The 16,804-nt window shown below is 53.0% G+C and carries 17 protein-coding genes; 3 read left to right on the top strand and 14 right to left on the bottom strand.

Annotated elements, in window-relative coordinates; all coding sequences use genetic code 11:
* Nucleotides 1–10 precede the first annotated feature (10 nt).
* Nucleotides 11–949 carry a methionyl-tRNA formyltransferase gene (fmt, locus tag ACQY4Z_RS08985; protein WP_428528552.1) on the bottom strand — a complete coding sequence of 313 codons (939 nt, stop codon included), beginning with the start codon at nt 947–949 and terminating at the stop codon, nt 11–13.
* Nucleotides 950–992: 43 nt separating this feature from the next.
* Nucleotides 993–1,511 (bottom strand): peptide deformylase, encoded by a 519-nt coding sequence (def, locus tag ACQY4Z_RS08990; protein ID WP_209173656.1) that lies wholly within the window; start codon nt 1,509–1,511, stop codon nt 993–995.
* Between the two features lie 125 nt (nt 1,512–1,636).
* On the opposite strand from def, the gene ACQY4Z_RS08995 reads away from it, so the two are divergent.
* A complete protein-coding gene (locus ACQY4Z_RS08995; protein ID WP_209172438.1) occupies nt 1,637–2,824 on the top strand; it encodes a DNA recombination protein RmuC in 1,188 nt (395 codons plus the stop codon).
* 36 nt (nt 2,825–2,860) lie between these two features.
* Here ACQY4Z_RS08995 and ACQY4Z_RS09000 read toward each other — a convergent pair whose 3' ends face one another.
* The 3 genes from ACQY4Z_RS09000 to ACQY4Z_RS09010 are packed head-to-tail and all read right to left on the bottom strand — an operon-like array spanning nt 2,861 to nt 5,581.
* Nucleotides 2,861–3,727 (bottom strand): NlpC/P60 family protein, encoded by an 867-nt coding sequence (locus ACQY4Z_RS09000; protein ID WP_428528554.1) that lies wholly within the window; start codon nt 3,725–3,727, stop codon nt 2,861–2,863.
* Between the two features lie 45 nt (nt 3,728–3,772).
* Nucleotides 3,773–4,123, bottom strand: a complete 351-nt coding sequence (locus ACQY4Z_RS09005; RefSeq protein ID WP_008190665.1) for a MarR family transcriptional regulator — start codon at nt 4,121–4,123, stop codon at nt 3,773–3,775.
* 60 nt (nt 4,124–4,183) lie between these two features.
* Entirely contained in the window at nt 4,184–5,581 is a 1,398-nt protein-coding gene (locus ACQY4Z_RS09010; protein ID WP_428528557.1) for a leucyl aminopeptidase family protein, read from the bottom strand.
* A 181-nt stretch (nt 5,582–5,762) separates the two neighbouring features.
* On the opposite strand from ACQY4Z_RS09010, the gene ACQY4Z_RS09015 reads away from it, so the two are divergent.
* Nucleotides 5,763–6,542 carry a tetratricopeptide repeat protein gene (locus ACQY4Z_RS09015; RefSeq protein ID WP_428528559.1) on the top strand — a complete coding sequence of 260 codons (780 nt, stop codon included), beginning with the start codon at nt 5,763–5,765 and terminating at the stop codon, nt 6,540–6,542.
* A 492-nt stretch (nt 6,543–7,034) separates the two neighbouring features.
* Here the strand turns inward: ACQY4Z_RS09015 and ACQY4Z_RS09020 are convergent, their stop codons facing one another.
* From ACQY4Z_RS09020 to ACQY4Z_RS09060, 9 genes are all read right to left on the bottom strand, one after another.
* Nucleotides 7,035–8,009, bottom strand: coding sequence for a type II secretion system F family protein (locus tag ACQY4Z_RS09020; RefSeq protein WP_428528561.1), 975 nt, complete (start codon nt 8,007–8,009; stop codon nt 7,035–7,037).
* An 8-nt stretch (nt 8,010–8,017) separates the two neighbouring features.
* A complete protein-coding gene (locus tag ACQY4Z_RS09025; RefSeq protein ID WP_428528563.1) occupies nt 8,018–9,037 on the bottom strand; it encodes a type II secretion system F family protein in 1,020 nt (339 codons plus the stop codon).
* Between the two features lie 8 nt (nt 9,038–9,045).
* Entirely contained in the window at nt 9,046–10,563 is a 1,518-nt protein-coding gene (locus ACQY4Z_RS09030; protein WP_428528565.1) for a CpaF family protein, read from the bottom strand.
* Between the two features lie 30 nt (nt 10,564–10,593).
* Nucleotides 10,594–11,850 carry an AAA family ATPase gene (locus ACQY4Z_RS09035; RefSeq protein ID WP_428529492.1) on the bottom strand — a complete coding sequence of 419 codons (1,257 nt, stop codon included), beginning with the start codon at nt 11,848–11,850 and terminating at the stop codon, nt 10,594–10,596.
* Nucleotides 11,851–11,908: 58 nt separating this feature from the next.
* The gene (locus ACQY4Z_RS09040) at nt 11,909–12,661 is read right to left on the bottom strand and encodes a CpaD family pilus assembly protein (protein WP_428528567.1); all 753 of its coding nucleotides are present in this window, start codon (nt 12,659–12,661) and stop codon (nt 11,909–11,911) included.
* Nucleotides 12,633–14,081 (bottom strand): type II and III secretion system protein family protein, encoded by a 1,449-nt coding sequence (locus ACQY4Z_RS09045; protein WP_428528569.1) that lies wholly within the window; start codon nt 14,079–14,081, stop codon nt 12,633–12,635. Before ACQY4Z_RS09045 ends, ACQY4Z_RS09040 begins: the two co-directional genes overlap by 29 nt.
* Nucleotides 14,078–14,842 (bottom strand): Flp pilus assembly protein CpaB, encoded by a 765-nt coding sequence (gene cpaB, locus ACQY4Z_RS09050; RefSeq protein WP_428528571.1) that lies wholly within the window; start codon nt 14,840–14,842, stop codon nt 14,078–14,080. The genes ACQY4Z_RS09045 and cpaB overlap by 4 nt, the downstream gene beginning before the upstream one ends.
* Nucleotides 14,843–15,065: 223 nt before the next feature.
* Nucleotides 15,066–15,578, bottom strand: a complete 513-nt coding sequence (locus ACQY4Z_RS09055; protein WP_428528573.1) for an A24 family peptidase — start codon at nt 15,576–15,578, stop codon at nt 15,066–15,068.
* A 121-nt stretch (nt 15,579–15,699) separates the two neighbouring features.
* Entirely contained in the window at nt 15,700–15,885 is a 186-nt protein-coding gene (locus tag ACQY4Z_RS09060) for a Flp family type IVb pilin (RefSeq protein ID WP_428528575.1), read from the bottom strand.
* 439 nt (nt 15,886–16,324) lie between these two features.
* Here ACQY4Z_RS09060 and ACQY4Z_RS09065 point away from each other — a divergent pair, with 439 nt between their 5' ends.
* Nucleotides 16,325–16,783: a pilus assembly protein N-terminal domain-containing protein gene (locus ACQY4Z_RS09065; RefSeq protein WP_428528577.1), complete on the top strand. Its 459-nt coding sequence runs from the start codon at nt 16,325–16,327 to the stop codon at nt 16,781–16,783.
* Nucleotides 16,784–16,804: the final 21 nt, after the last annotated feature.

Below are 16,804 nucleotides of genomic sequence, written 5' to 3' on the forward strand. Positions count from 1 at the left end.
CTGCTGCAGCCTAGCTGACATGTGCTCCAACAGATAGGGCAGCGCCGCGCAAGAAATCTTCGCCTGTCATCGGTTTCTTGCCAGCACGTTGAACCTGATCGAGGCGCACCGCATTAGCGCCACAAGCCACAACTGGCGCTCCGTCAACAGACAAAACATTTCCGGGATTGCCATTGCCGTCTGCCAAGCTGCTGCGTAAAATCTTAACCCGTTCGGATTTACCGCCCATCTCCATCTCGCACCAGGCGCCCGGAAACGGCGAAAGGCCACGAATGTGATTGTGTACGTTTGCAGCCGGCAAAGACCAATCGATCCGAGTTTCCTGTTTGAAGAGCTTCGCCGCATAGGTGACACCCTCCTCGGACTGCACCTGTTCGCCCAGCGCGTTCCGGGACAAGGCTGCGAGTGCCCGAACCATCAAGTCGCCGCCAAGGCTCGACAATTGGTCGTGCAACTCTCCGGCGGTCATATTTTCCGAGATTGCTACAGTCTCAGACATACAAACAGGACCCGTGTCCAGGCCCTCTTCCATCCGCATGACCTGAACCGCTGTCTCTTTGTCCCCGGCCATGATTGCCCGATTGATCGGCGCCGCACCCCGCCAGCGCGGCAGCATCGATGCGTGCAAGTTCAGGCAGCCGTTTTCCGGAGCCTCCAGAATCGCCTTCGGCAGCAACAGACCGTAGGCGACAACAACCGCAACATCGGCGTCAAGCGCGGCAAACTGAGCTTGGTCTTCCGGACCTTTCAGGCTTGTGGGCGTGAAAACCGGAATGCCAAAAGACTCCGCCGCCTCGTGGACGGGGGACTTCTTCAAATCCATGCCCCGCCCGGCCGGACGCGGCGGCTGTGAATAGCAAGCGACAACCTCATGGCCCTGCCCGACAATTTCCATCAGGGTTGGAACGGAGAAGTCGGGGGTGCCCATAAAAACGACGCGAAGTGACATCTGTTTCCCAGAATCTGGAGGATTGAGTGCCTTGCGGCGTTGCTTAGAGTTGGCCGGCCAGTTTGGCCTGTTTCGTGAACTTCTTCACCACCCGATCGCGTTTCAGTTTGGATAGATAATCGATGAACAACTTGCCGTTCAGGTGGTCGAGCTCGTGCTGGATACACGTTGCCAGCAATCCGTCGGCCTTGATCTCCTGTTCTGCACCTTCCCGGTCCATAAACTTGACGGCAACTTCAGCCGGACGCTCGACGTCTTCATAATAGTCCGGGATCGACAGACACCCCTCCTGATAGACTGAAAGTTCATCACTAGACCAGATGATTTCCGGGTTGATGAAAACCATCGGCTCCTTGGGCGCATCCTCCTTGGCAACATCAAGAACGAATATCCGTTTCAAGATGCCGACCTGGCTGGCAGCAAGGCCAATACCGGGGGCGTCATACATGGTTTCCAGCATATCATCGGCCAAAGCGATGGTTTCAGCGTCGACCTTTTCAATTGGCGCGCACACTTCGCGGAGTACCGGGTCAGGAATGGTGATAATCGGGCGTTTTGTCATGCGCCTGACATAGGAAATCGCGGCATCCCGGTCAACGCGTAATTCCGCCAAGTGTGCCTGCTTGTTCAGCTTTGCTTTCCCTCTTGTCGGATGTTCTTTCCACCGAATCGTTCTATGTTTGTTTCATGAACGAGATCCTTTTTGAATTGAGCGGACGACCGGTCACAGTTTTGGAAACAGCCGTTGGAGGCGGACTGTTTCTGCTTGCTCTGATTGTCTGGCTGGTTATGAAAACCATGCGAGAAATCCGTCTGCGCGCTGAAGCCGATACAGCCGCGACGGAACGCATTCACGAGCTGGAAAGCCACCTCTCACAGTTGCTGAAATCTCAAGGCGAGATGACCGGACGGATGCAGACCATGGCCGAGGTGTTCGGCTCCCGTCAGTCCGACATGATGCGCGCGGTCAATGAGCGCCTTGACGGCATGGGGCACAAGCTCGGGCTTTCCATGGCAGATACGAGCAAGCGCACCCAGGACGGGCTGCGCCATCTGCATGAGCGGCTTGCAGTGATCGACCGGGCACAAGCGACTATCACCGACCTTTCCGGACAGGTCGGGCAGCTGCAGGCGATCTTGTCCAACAAGCAGACGCGGGGTGCATTCGGGCAAGGACGCATGGAAGCCATTATTCAAGACCAATTGGCGCCGAGCGGCTACTCTTTCCAATCAACCCTTTCCAACAACAGCAGACCTGATTGTCTCATTCACATGCCAAACGGCGCGCCTCCGCTCGCCATCGACGCGAAGTTCCCGCTGGAGGCGTTCAATCTCATTCGGAATGCCGAAACGGACGAACAGCTCAAGTACGCGCAAGCACAGTTCCGGCGGGATTTCACAAAGCATATTCAAGATATCGGCGAAAAGTACCTACTCCCTGGTGAGACCCAGGACACTGCTTTCCTGTTTGTGCCATCCGAAAGCGTCTTCGCAGAGCTTAATGAGCGGTTTGAAGACTTGATCCAGAAAGCTCATCGCACCCGCGTGGTGATCGTTTCACCGTCGCTCTTAATGCTGTCGATCCAAGTGATTCAGGCCGTGCTGCGCGATGCAAAAATGCGCGAACAGGCCCATCTGATTCAGGCCGAAGTTGGCCACCTGATTGCGGATGTCGGCCGCTTGAACGACCGCGTCGGTAAGCTGCAGTCGCACTTTGCCCAGGCCAACAAGGACATCGACCAGATCCTTATCTCGTCAGAAAAGATCGGCAAACGCAGCCGAAGGATCGAGGACCTCGAACTTGGAGAGGTCTCTTCGAGCGCTGATACACAAGGTGATGATGCGCCTCAGCTGGCTCTAGCTCCCGACCGCTAGGACTGCTCGCGATATGACAGCGAGCAGCAACCTATATCAGCCCAGGCGGCGCGCTTTCGTAATCGCGCCCCATTCCGTCGCCACTATCCTGGCAACGGCCTTTTCAAGATCCTCATAGGCCACTGTCATTGTGTGGCCGTTGGCATGAAGCAGCTGGTTTGGACCCGTGATGATCCCGACGTGGCCCTTCCAAAACAGAAGGTCGCCGCGGACAAGCGACGAAAGATCATTGAAGGGTATTTCGCTCCCGGCTTCTGCTTCCTGCATGTCACTGTCCCGCGGAAGCGGTATGCCGCCCGTTTGCGCCGCCAGTTGAACGAGGGCAGAACAATCCAACCCCAAACTGGTACGCCCGCCCCAAAGGTAAGGCGTCCCGAGAAAAGCTTCGGCACTTGCAACCCAATCGGCCTCGGTGTGATCCAAGGGAACCAGGTGTTTTGCGACAATGGCAGAGCCATCTGCCAAGAGAGCGTATTGCAAGCCTCGCGTTTCTGCTTCGCTTACAACACTGACCAAAGACCCAATTGAAAGCAGGCCCAGCGGCGGCATTTTGAGCTCCGGCGCTGGATACCGAAATGTCCGCAGCGCTTTCACGCGGTGCGTTGGCTTTCCGGCCTTCTGAATGGCATCAGAGGAAAACCAGCCAACATAACCATCGGTTTCCAATTGGCCCCAGGCCCAGCCCTCTGGGGTTTGTTCGTAAACAGTAATGTTCTCACCGAACAACGCTTCGGTATCAATTGAAACGTCTTGCCGAGGTTGCGGCCTAAACTCCAAACGGTCAACGTTCACCCGGTACTTCTCACCCTCTACAAACCGGTCTGCGGTTACCTGCCCTTCATACGATTTAGCTGCGAGGTCCATGCGCACCGGATGACGCCGTTGATCGAAGTTGGTCTGCATGGAAAGCAATCTACCTAGGCTGGAGAAGATAGAGGGGTGGGTTGATTATCGAGGAAGCTCGGCGGCCTTTTCGACAACGAGGTCTCCAAGCTGCTCCAAATAGAGCGCACCTTCAACCGTGCGTGTGATGATCACATTGCGTTTGTCGGCCTCATCTCTTTTTCGAGACAGCAACCGCATGGACCCGAGAGTGTCGAGAGCCCGGGTGATGGCAGGTTTGGTGACGTTCAACTTTGCCGCCAAGCCGCGCACGGTGTGGGGCGGCGGCTCGAGGTAAACCGTCAAAAGAATCGTCAATTGCCGCGCGGACAGATCCTGATCGCTGCCGCGGACCAACGCCAAATTGACCTCGTGCATGAGCCGCAACGCCTGTGCGCCGCGTATTTCAATGCCCATTGATGATCCGTTCCCAATTCCTGTTCTGGATCATTCAAGCATGAATACGTTTCGGTTCCGTTATTTTGTTTTGGTGTAGCGCTCGCTGAGCAGGTCGAACAAAGCTCGGATTCCCTGGGCTTCTCCGCCCATCGGTTTTCCCGGCTTTTCGGCAGGTGTCCAACCGAAGATATCGAAATGCACCCAGCTTTCTGCCTTCTCGACAAACCGGGAGAGGAATAAAGCGGCAGTTATGGAACCGGCATAACCGGTGCCGGATGTATTGATGTGATTGATGTCGGCCACTTTGCTGTCGAGGTATTTCATGTATGGCTTCCAGAGCGGCAATCGCCACAAGGGATCAGTTGCCGCCTCTGACATCACGGCGATATCTTCCGCCAAGGCTTCATCATCGGTGTAAAACGGCGGCAGATCCGGACCCAAAGCGACTCGTGCCGCACCAGTGAGTGTCGCCATATCGATCAAAACTTCCGGGCTTTCTTCATCGGCCAATGCCAATGCATCGGCCAAGATCAGGCGGCCTTCCGCATCCGTGTTTCCAATTTCGACTGTCAGCCCTTTGCGGCTGTTCAGAATATCTCCCGGCCGAAACGCATTGCCTGAAACCGCGTTTTCAACGCACGGCACAATGACCCGCAACCGGACAGGCAGCTTGGCGGCCATGATCATGGAGGCAAGCCCAAGAACATTTGCCGCGCCACCCATGTCCTTTTTCATGAGCGTCATGGAATTGCCTGGCTTTAGATTCAGGCCGCCGGTATCGAAGTTCACCCCCTTGCCCACAAGCGTGACCTTGGGAGCGTCTTCGGAACCCCAAGAATAGTCAGCAATGCGAGGTGCCCGGGAGCTTGCACGACCGACCGCATGCACCATCGGGTATCCCTGATCCAAAAGGTCATCCCCGACAACGACCTGACCGGAGCCACCATTTTCGACAAACACTGCCTCAACAGCACTTGCCAATTCCTCCGGACCCAAGTCATTGGCCGGCGTATTGATCAGATCCCGAGTGAGCTGAACACCATCGAGAATCACGGTGAGCCGTTCCAGATCGACATCATTTGGCACGCAAAGGCGGGGAGGCTTTTTTGTTGGAGAGCTCGTGTACTGGTTAAACTGGTAACCCGATAACGCGAACGCAAGCGCGGCCTCTGCCGCCCCCGGAAAACCGTCTGCCAAATGGTAATCGCCATCTGGAAGGTTTTTTGCCAGGTTTCCAAGACTAAACGGATTCGAGTTACCTCCTTCTTCAACACCGAACAAGACAGCTTCAAGTTCGCCGCTTAAGCCCGGCACAAGCTGGTGGGACGAAGGTTTGGCCGAATAGCCATTGGCACGGCACCAGACTTGCCCGGTTTCTCCTAGCGACGCGAGAACTGTGTCAAGACTCTCCGCGTCAACAGCGATTATCGGCACAGAAGTTTGGGCATCACTTTGACGGATCAGCGTTTCACGCACGAGGGCTCTCCATTCAATGACCGGGCAGCTGTATCAAGACCTAGTCTGCGAGAAATTCAGAAGCAAGCGCGATGAGCAAAAACGCTGTTTCGCATTCTGCAGCTGAGCTTAACCATCCATTAGGGTTAATTATCTATTGCTGTAGAGGACTTACATGCTGCGGACAGCTAGGATTTTGACAATGCAAGCGCCCTCGACACACTCGGCAACAAAGCGCTCCCGCCTGACAAAGACACTCATGGCCATGACGGCTCTTGTTCTGGTCACAGGCTGTGCATCGAACAAATCCAATACGGGGACTCATTCCCCGGGATCCGGGACGCATTACTCCAATCCGGGATCGGCCCAAGCGCGGGCCGCCGTTTCGAAATGGGGCAGCGCCTATGAAAAGGACAGGACCAACCGGATGGCCATTCTCGGGTATTCGGATGCTTTGAGCAGGAATGGTCAGACCCCACAAGCCATGGCTGTACTACGCGCAGGTGTTATCGCCCATCCAAAGGACCGTGAAATCGCGTCCGCCTACGGCAAAGTCCTGGCCATGAATGGGCGCTTTGACGAAGCGATGAATGTTTTGCAGGGCGCTCAGCGTCCGGACACTCCGGACTGGAAGCTCATGTCGGCACAAGCGGCAATCTATGATCAGATGGGGAAACACAAAAAGGCCCGCAGCATTTACAAGCAAGCTTTGCAGATTGCACCGGATGATCCGAGCCTCCTGAACAATCTCGGCCTGTCTTATTTGTTGTCGAATGAACTTCCCGATGCCGAATACACCTTGCGCCGTGCGGCAACGCTTCCCGGTGCAGACAGCCGTGTGCGTCAAAACCTGGCACTCGTTCTTGGGATCCAAGGCAAATACGACGAGGCCATTCAGGTGGCACGGGCAGAGCTGGACCCCCGTCAAGCGGACGCGAACATCGCGTACCTCAGATCGATGATGCAGCAGCGTCAGGGTTAGATCGGATGTACTATCCAAGATGATTTGCAGCCCCCGTCCTGGACTGCAAAGGAAAGTACCCAGTGGCGTGCCGCACCTTACTGTGTGAGCAATTGAGGCGACACTACTCAAATAACATCAGTCAATATAACTCCAGTATAGCGGGCTCCTCCCTGCAATAATGAATTTCCTATTTAGCCCCCCAGAGTACCATTACGATCAAATACTTATCAAACAAGTCCAGCCTACTGGTGCAAGGACCCATCAAAGCTAATGAAATAGCACCGCATCGACAACAAACTGCAAAGAGAAGTGCGAAAAGCGGGTTGGTTGCCTGGACAAGCGGTTCGAGGCAGCAGATCGGAACCGTTTATGGGCCCCTTTGCGATAGGGTGTATTAGCCCGGCAACATCGTTGCAAGTCTTTGGCAACCCGACGGTTACCTGCGGTCTTGCACCTCGTATCCGGACAAATTCGTCCGGGCCATTTCGTACGCTATAACAGGTACTGCCCCTAGAATGCGCCCATTGCCTGGATCACTGCTGGCGTTAGGATAACAAAGAACAGAACCGGCAGAAAAAACATGATCATTGGAACAGTCAGCTTCGGCGGTAGTGACGCTGCTTTCTGCTCAGCGAACTGCATGCGTTCTGCGCGCGTGTCATCGGCCATGTTGCGAATAGCGGTTCCAACAGGCGTGCCGTATCGTTCAGCCTGAATAAGCGCCATCATGACGTTCTTAACGCCGTCCACACCGGTCCTTTTCGCCAGGTTCTCATAGGCCATCCGGCGCTCACTGAGGTAAGACAATTCTGCTGTGGTGAGGGAAAGCTCTTCAGCCAATTCAACGGATTGGGCACCAATTTCTTCGGCAACCTTTTGAAAGGCAGCCTCAATTGACATGCCAGATTCAACACAAATCAGCATCAGATCAAGCGCATCTGGCCAGGCACGCTGGATTACGACCTTTCGTTTGTCTATCTTGTTCTTGAGGTAGATGTTGGGCAAAAATGCACCGAAACCCGAAAAAACAATACAAAACAAGACCTTTGAAAAGGCTGGAATGGTGTCCGGTGCGAGCAGCAACGCATAAAACAACGAAAACACAAACAACCCGCACGGGACAGCAATTCGCGCAGTTAAGAAGTAATACATCGGCGCACTGCCGCGGTAACCCGCCATGCGCAATCGCTCCTGCGTGCTTTCATCAGCAAGCATTTCCTTGAGGTTCAGCCGGTCGACGAAATTTTTCATCTTCTCTTTTGGCTGATTCCGCAAGGATAACCGGTTGTCTCCCTGAGTTGTCTGCAAGCGTGCGCGCTCTTTTGCACGGAGCGCATCGCGTTCCAAGGCGACGTTTTTCATGCGTGATTTCAATGTGTCTCGCGACAGCAGCGGCATCACGAGAGAAAAAATCGTGCCCGTGACAGCGATCATCGCCAAAAGCGCTGCGAGAAACTGTGGAGATGCGATTGTTTCAATGTCCATGATGTGCCCTAGAAGTCAAAGTTGATCATGGATCTCATGACCATTATCCCGCAGAACATCCAAAACAAACAACCAGCAATGATAATCTTTCCGGTTGTCGCAGTGAAAAGTATCATCATGTAATCGGGGGCGATGAGTGATAGAATTCCACCCACAACGAAAGGCAGCGATCCGATAATTGCCGCTGAAGATTTTGCTTCAGAACTCAAGGCTTTGATTTTGGCCTTCATTGACTTCCGTTCACGCAGCACTCTGGAAAGATTTCCCAAAGCTTCAGCAAGGCCACCGCCGGCTTTTTGCTGAATGCTTACGACAATTGCAAGAAAGTTTGTCTCTGGTAGAGGAACCCTATCTGGCATTCTTGCGAGCGCTTCAGCGAGCGAAACACCCATAACCTGAGTTTCTGTGACCTTTCGGAATTCAGTCGCAACTGGCTCTCGTGCTTCCCTCGCAACAACCTTGACGCAATCGCTTAGTGGAAGACCTGCCTTGACACCGCGGACGATGATATCGATCCCATTGGGCAATTCATTCAAAAACGCATTGAAACGGCGTTGCCGCTTGTTTCCGATGTACCAACGCGGAAAACCAACGCCACCTACGAAAGTAAAAGCCGCCGCGATAAGCATGTTGCCGGTTGCGATCAGAGAGACCAAAAAAAACACGATCGCACATACAATACTAAACAGAACCAGGTGCCGTGTTTCCCAGTTGAGCCCAGCCTGTTCCATTTTTACTTTAAGTGGGATGTTTTTCTGTTTGTCATGCTTAGCTTTTTGACGGTCTTCGAAATCCTTAAGCTGATCTTGGATAGATTTTTTTCTTCGGTTGGTATCCCGAATGGTTTTGCGTTGCGTTTCAGATTGAGGGCGAGCTGAAACCGCGCTCACCCTTTCGTCACGGCGTTTTGTCCCGGATAAAGATGGAAGAAAAAGGCCATAGATGAGGCCGCCAACACTAAACATGACGAGTAGCGCAACCGCGGCCCCAGTGACGACAGGTGTCATGAATTGCTCGAAAACGGGCATGTTTTTTCCTATTCCGCGATGTACTCAGGCATTTCAGACGCATCAAGCGCTTCCGCCAGTCGGGACTCATCACCGAAATACCGTGCTCGATCCCAGAACTTGGGACGTCCGATGCCGGTTGACCGATGACGTCCGATAATCTTGCCATTCGGATCTTCCCCAACGATGTCATAGAGGAAGATGTCCTGGGTCGTGATGATGTCCCCTTCCATGCCCATCACCTCAGTCACATGCGTGATGCGGCGGGAACCGTCTCGCAAGCGTGCTGCCTGAACCACGACATCAATCGATGACACGATCATTTCGCGCAGAGTTCGGGACGGCAATGAAAAGCCGCCCATGGTGATCATCGATTCCAAGCGGGACAATGCTTCGCGCGGCGAGTTGGCGTGTAAAGTGCCCATGGAACCATCGTGACCCGTGTTCATCGCTTGCAGCAGATCGAATGCTTCCGGGCCACGAACCTCACCTACGATGATCCGCTCTGGGCGCATACGCAGGCAGTTTTTGACGAGGTCGCGCATCGTAATTTCGCCCTCCCCCTCAAGGTTGGGCGGTCTGGTTTCAAGGCGTACAACATGGGGCTGTTGCAGCTGAAGTTCTGCGGAGTCCTCGCAGGTAATGATACGCTCCGTGTTTTCGATATAGGCCGTCAAACAATTCAAGAGCGTCGTTTTACCTGAGCCCGTACCGCCGGAGATCAGCACGTTACACCGGGAACGGCCAATGACCTGGAGGATCGTCGCGCCTTCCGGTGTGATCGAATTGAACTTCACCAGTTGATCAAGAGTGAGCTTGTCCCGTTTAAACTTACGTATGGTCAATGCGGGGCCGTCGATTGCCAATGGCGGCGCAATAACGTTGACACGGGATCCATCGGGAAGACGCGCGTCACAAATTGGACTGGCATCATCGACCCGGCGACCGACCTGGCTAACAATACGCTGACATATGTTCATCAACTGCGCATTGTCACGAAAGGCTATGCTGGTCGGTTCAACCTTGCCTTCAGTTTCAATGTAAACAGTGTGCGCACCATTCACCATGATATCAGCGATGTCGTCACGCGCCAGCAGTGGCTCCAGAGGACCATACCCCAGAACATCGTTGCAAATATCCTCAAGCAAATCTTCTTGCTCGGAAATAGACATCACAACGTTTTTCAACGCGATGATATCATTCACAACATCCCGGATTTCGTCCCTGGCATCTTCCGCATCCAGCCGCGCGAGCTGGGACAAGTCGATAGCTTCAACCAGCGCGTTAAAGATTTGCGCCTTTGTTTCGTAATACTCGCCTGTCTTCTTTCTAGTTGGAGCTGCCGAGGCCGTCTCGGTTTGCACGCTGACCGCAACAGTTGGGCTTGCGGGCGCACGCGACGGTCCAGGTTGCGGCGCCGCTGATTGCACAGGCGGTTGTGACGCAGGCGCCGTCGGCGCCTGGGCCGGTGCTTCAGCTACTTCCGGGACATTTCCGGGCCGAATTTCGGGCGCTCCAGAAGATGAACTGCCGCGTCTGCCAAACATAGTGAACCTGCTGCTCCGTTGCCGTGGCCTTTAGCCAGCTTTTCGTTTCAGTTTGGAGAACAAATCCCCCAAAGGAGACTTGGACGTCTTCGCCGGTTGGGCTTTGCCGGAAATCGACTGGGCCAAATCCTCAAACATCCGGGCAATCGCATGCTTGCCATCAAGCTCACCGATCATTTGACCGTTGTTGGCAGATGTTCCAAACAAATGCGGGTCAAAGGGTATGGCAGCGTCCACATGGAGCCCCAAAGCGTTTGCAAACTCATCCGGTTTGATTTCGGGGCGTTTTGGGACGTTCACCTTATTCATCACCAAATGCGGAACCTTGTCATTCGGTCTTATCTGCTTAAGGAGATCGACTGTGTTTTTGGCGTTCCGCAAATTCGCCAAGTCCGGCTCAGCAACCAAAACAATCTCGTCGGCGTTCAGCAGCGTGTTTTTGACCCAGGAGTTCCACGCATGCGGCACATCCAGCACGACATGGGGCGTTCCTAAGCGCATCGTGTCTATCAAAAGCTCAAACGTTTTCTCGCTATGATCATATGTCCGCTCCAACGTGGCAGGCGCAGCAAGCAAGCTTAGATGGTCGCTGCATTTGGACAAAATGCGATCGAGATAGGTTTCATCCAACCGCTCTGGCGCGGAAATCGCTTCGAAAACACCCTGTAATGGGTCTTGGTTGTAATCGAGACCGGCCGTTCCAAATGGCAGATCCAGATCAGCAATCACGACTTCGCTGTCAAACTTCCGGGCAAGACACCATGCGCCGTTGTGAGCGATCGTGGAAGAACCGCAGCCGCCTTTCACACCATAAAATGCAATTGTTCTGCCCAGAGGCTCCGCTTCCGGATCATTGTAAAGAGTGCTGATGGAGCCGATGAGCTGAAAAATGGACACCGGCGTAATGAGGTATTCACTGACACCGCGGGAAATGAGTTCTCTGTAAAGAGTAACGTCATTGACGTCTCCGATCACAATGACCTTTGTTCCAGCATCACAATACTCGGCAAGCCGGTCGAGACTTTGGAGCAGATCCTCACGGGCTCCAGATGTTTCGACGATGATCAAGTTCGGTGTGGGTGCCTGTTCAAACATATCGATGGCAGCTGGTATCCCCCCCATTTCTGCCTTCAAATGTGCTTTCAGCATCCGCCTGTCTTCAGTCGCAGCTTCGACAACATGCATCGTGCGATCTTCCAGGCAGAAAGCATGGATGGTTATCCGTGGTATCATCGCAATATCTGATGTGTCAGCAGAAGCGGCGGACCCATGCTTCTCCTGATCCATATACGCTTCCGCATCTCCAGACATCCGCATCGCTTCAGAACCCGTCGTCATCATGCCGTTACTCCGAAACTTCCGCGCCAACGCCTTCCGTGAAGGCGCCGGCAGTTGTTTCACCCAATCTGTATTTTTCGATTACAACTGCACGCCGGTTCTGGTCCGACGGTGTTGTTGCACGTGGCGCAATCAGATCAGACGGGTTCTCAACCATTGCCGCCAAATTGGCCTGTGTTGCGCAGCCGTAGTTTTGGTAGCTCGTATTCTCACCGACACCGCCACCGATGTTTTTCGGCCAAGCCCCGCACTCCCCGGTCGTTGCCTTCATCCGCGCATAGGACAACCGGATAGGGGCGTCGGCGGACGGATCAGAAGAGCGGTAGGTGCGGGTCGCAATATGCTTTCCACTGACGCCGCCGCGGCTCAACGCTCCCCGGATATCACGCACGACCGCATGAACAGCACTCTCATTGGCCGATCCGGTCGGCACGAGGATTTCCACATTACCGCTTCCGCTCCGCCGCGATTCCATTGCAAACGAGGTGATGACGTCTGTCACGGGGCTCCGTAAATTCCGCGTATTTTTTCCAATCGGCAAATCAAGGACTTCGGGTGCCTCCGAAATCACAATTGGATGCTGATAACGGTAATCATGGGTCGCAAGCAATTCTGCGTTTGACTTGGGTTCTGTCTGGCATCCGGAAAGTATTACTGCAGCCAAGATGATCGTGCCCGTTGAAACAGTCAGCTTGAACCGGGGATTTCTTGTCATAGTCATCCGACCGTCCTCATTTGTAGATGAAACCAACTTGGCCATGGTATGTGCCTTGGGTCTGCTCACCTGCCGGATTAAAGATCTTGTTCAACCGGTTCAGGAAAATTGCCTCGGCATCGGAGGGTGCAAAAAGATTTTTGTCCGGCCGGACCATTTTTTGTGCCGCGACTGGCTTCACAACATATGGCGTCACAAAAACCGCCAGCTCGGTCTGTTGCTTCAAGAAGTCTCGGCTCTTGAACAGCGTTCCAAGAACCGGGATTTGCATCAATCCGGGAACACCTTCAACGGCCTGTTGATATGACTCCTTCAACAAACCAGCCATTACCAAGGTTCCTCCAGACGGCAGCTCCATGGTTGATTCCGCTCTGCGAACTTTCAATGCGGAGATAGTGATACCACCGGCAGATACGGCACCTTCATTGGACAACTCACTGACTTCCGTCTTCACGCGCAGACTTATCCGGCCGCCGGTCAGCACAACCGGAGTAAAATCGAGACCGACGCCGAATTTTTTGAATTCCACAGACACCCGGTTATCTTCTTGCGCAACCGGGATCGGAAACTCGCCGCCAGCCAGAAAACTCGCGTTTTCACCGGAGATCGCCGTCAGTGTCGGCTCCGCCAATGTGCGGATCACACCGTCCCGCTGAAGGGCTTCAATCTGAGCGGTCAACGAGGACGCACCCGATGAAAATGTAACGCCAGCAGTTGCCTGATTGACGATCGAGGGATTCACATTGAAACCTGGCACGTTGCTGCCAAAGGGAAAGAAGTTGCCGGAAGCGAGATTCGCCTGGAAACTCACACCCAGCTGCTTGACGATCGATCGCTCAACCTCGGCAACCGTTACCTTCAAATGGACCTGATCCGAACCGGAAACAGCAATCAAGTTCACGATGGACGAACCAGTCTCATCACCTTGAAATTTTGCAGCTATGTCGGCGGCCTGTTGCGCCTCCAGAGTGCTTTTTGCAGTGCCGCTTAAAATGATCTTACCGTTGACAGATTCAGCCAAAATGTTCGTACTGGGGATCAGCCGCCGGATGATCCGCGTGATGTCAGACGTGTCCTTCTCAACACGGATGTCAAAGCTCGCAAGCTCCCGCCCGCTCCGCCCGAACAGCACAAGTCGGGACTGCCCGGCAGTATTGCCCAATACGAAAATCCGGCGCGGTGTCCTCAGTACTGCATCTGCAATTTGCGGATTGGACACCAAAACATCAGCGGCATCTTCTGCCAAATTGATAACGACCGAACGACCGATACCGACATTCAGAATTCTGTCGGTTGCCCGTTCTCCAGCTGCAACATGGATCTGGCTCGGAAAAGCCTCCTGGGACCATGACGCAGGTGCAAATAAAGCACCAAGGGTAATTGCAGCAGCGGCTGCCCAGAGCCTTATCCCGAACAGACGGCTGCTGTTTTGGCCAATACTATTGTTGAATATAGTCTTTTTCATTTCACGCCTGCCTGGCTTGTGATGCCGTATTTGACGAGATTGACGCCGCGCCGGGTCTCGGTTGGCTCAGCATCATCGGCCGAGTCCTGAGCACTTCGCAGCGCAAGTGCGATCGTTCCCAGCTGTTGAGACTGCGCGACGATTTCAGACTGCCCAAGTGTCAACTCCAAAGTGGCAGTACGCTGGGGCGCCAGATTTTTCTGTTCCTGTTCACCGGCCGTTGTTGTGTCAATTGCCAGCACACGGATATTTTCAAGGATGGTTTCGCTGATAGCGCCGTTGTCTGATCGCCGGGTCAAAATCAGGTCAACTTTGTCGCCTGGTAGAATGAAACCACCCGCCGTCGTTTCTGCTTCTACAGAAACCGCGATGGCGCGTTTGCCTTTCGGCAAAATCGCCGACATGAAACCCTTATCAGTGCTGATCAGGCGTTCGGGCCGAATCGGCTCACCTTTGAAAATCGGTGTTTTGGCAATCTGACCCATTAGCTCTTCATTGGCAGATGGGTTGTCTTGCTCGGTTACAGCCCCGATCGGTACGGCTTCTTCTGGCCAATCAGTCCAGGTCATATCCTCAGCGGTAAGCTTGGCTCCGAGCAAAATATCATTTGCCGCCGTCAATACCTGTTTTTTGGCCTGTTCCACCGGTGCAGGGGCGGTCACAACTTGATCGGAAGACCCGCCAGACATCATCACCATCCGGAATGCCAATATTCCGGCAGCAACAGCTATAGCCAAGACTAAGAGACGTGCGAATTTCATGACCAACCACCAAGATTCCGAGGCGCATTTGCACCGTTAAGACCCAAGTTGATCTGAATTGGTCAAAACATGGTTAATTGGATGTAGATATTTTTGGTAAATATTCGTTAAGGTTACTTAATAATTGAATAATTTTTGCAGTTTGCGAGCCACTTTGCCTGGAGCAGGTATTGGAATAGCCGTTCAGCATTGTCCGTCTGATACAAAAGTTATCGCTGAAAAATCAGTTTCCGATCAGTTTGAACCAATCGGACATAGGATAAAGGACAAGTGCCGCCGCAGATATTGCGAGACCATAGGGTATGCCATTTTTGTTATCGTGCAGGCGCAGCAACCATTCCTGGCCGTTGAGCGATCTGGGCAAAACCACCAAGGAGCTGCGGAACCACAACAGTCCGATTGTAAGAATGCAACCTAGAAGGGCAACTAGGAACAAAAATTCTGCGAGGACCGGCGAAAAACCAAACCAAAGGCCGACTGCACTAATCAGCTTGACGTCTCCGCCGCCCATCCAGCCGGCTGCGAAAAATGCAAAGCACGGTAAGAATACCACGACGAATCCAAGCCCGTGCATTGCCCATCCTGTCAGAGCCATACCCTGCGCGGTTGCCAAAAAAACGAACCCGATTATCAGCAGGATGGACACCCGATTCGCGATCTTCATCGTGAACAAGTCCGACGCGCCAGCGAAAGCCACAAGCATGGGAAAAAAAACAAGAACTGCTGCTTCAATCATATCGGCTCCACCGGATGAGACAAAATGCCGGAGCACGATACGGCGATATGATTAATAACCAGAAAAAAACGGGCGGAAATCCGCCCGCATATCTTTTTCACTAAAACGCCGGTAACCGCCGTTAGCCAGCCGTGTTAGCACCAGAGGACAATGCGTTACTAATAGTGTTAAAGATGCTTGTCAGGCTACCGCTCATTGTGCCAAGGATGGCAATAATTGCCACGGAAATCAAACCAGCGATAAGGCCATATTCAATTGCGGTCGCGCCAGATTCGTCTTTTGCGAAACGGGTGATGAGTTTCTTCATAGTCTGCTCCAAGTACCACTTTGTTGACAGCTTCAATCCGGCAGATCTTTTTCTGTCCGCTCGGTGTAACGTCACGTTATGGCAGAGACATTTCCAATGAGTTAAATTTACCAAGCGAACTTGAAAAAAACCGCTAAAAGTACCTATAGTTAACGATGAATGTATGCTTTTGTTAGACAATTCGACATAATTTAGATATCTAGTAAAAAAATATTTCTCCTTCAATCAAGATGAAAATTACCTTCCTCTATTTACAAAAAATATCTTGCTTCACTATTTCGCACCGCAAATACCAACACTCCCTTAGAAACCATCGAAGCAGTATTCGAGACAAATCGGGTGTCTTGTTTTTCATACTTATTTATCAACCCCGTTAGCAGAACATTCACAATAATCTAAATAAAATACTGCGCGACAAGGGCCTGTAAGGATAAATGAGATGTGGAACCGACTTACCAGAATTATCGCCACGGTTTTTGTGTGCGCGGCACCCGGGGCTGCACTGGCAAATGAGGAACCTGTTTTGGTGACCGTTGACCGGGCAAAAATTTTTCAGGTCGAAGATGGCGCTGCTGCTGTCATCGTCGGCAACCCGTTCATTGCGGATGTTGCTATGGTCGACCAAAACACTGTGGTGATAACTGGCAAAAGCTACGGTACTACCAATCTGGTCATACTGGATCAAAACAACAAACCCATCGTAGATGAAGTCATTCAAGTACAGGCCTCTGATCAAGGTGTGGTCTCTGTTTACCGGAATGCAGCACGCGCTACTTTCTCCTGCAGCCCTGTTTGCGAACCGACATTACGATTGGGGGATGAAACAGAAGCGTTTCAAAACGCAGCGTCCCAAGCTACATCCAGAAATGAACTAGCGGAAAAGGCAGCAGGCAACTGATAAGACCGGTGAGAAAAGGGT

The sequence above is a fragment of the Roseibium sp. genome (genome assembly GCF_965276855.1).
Lineage (GTDB): Bacteria > Pseudomonadota > Alphaproteobacteria > Rhizobiales > Stappiaceae > Roseibium.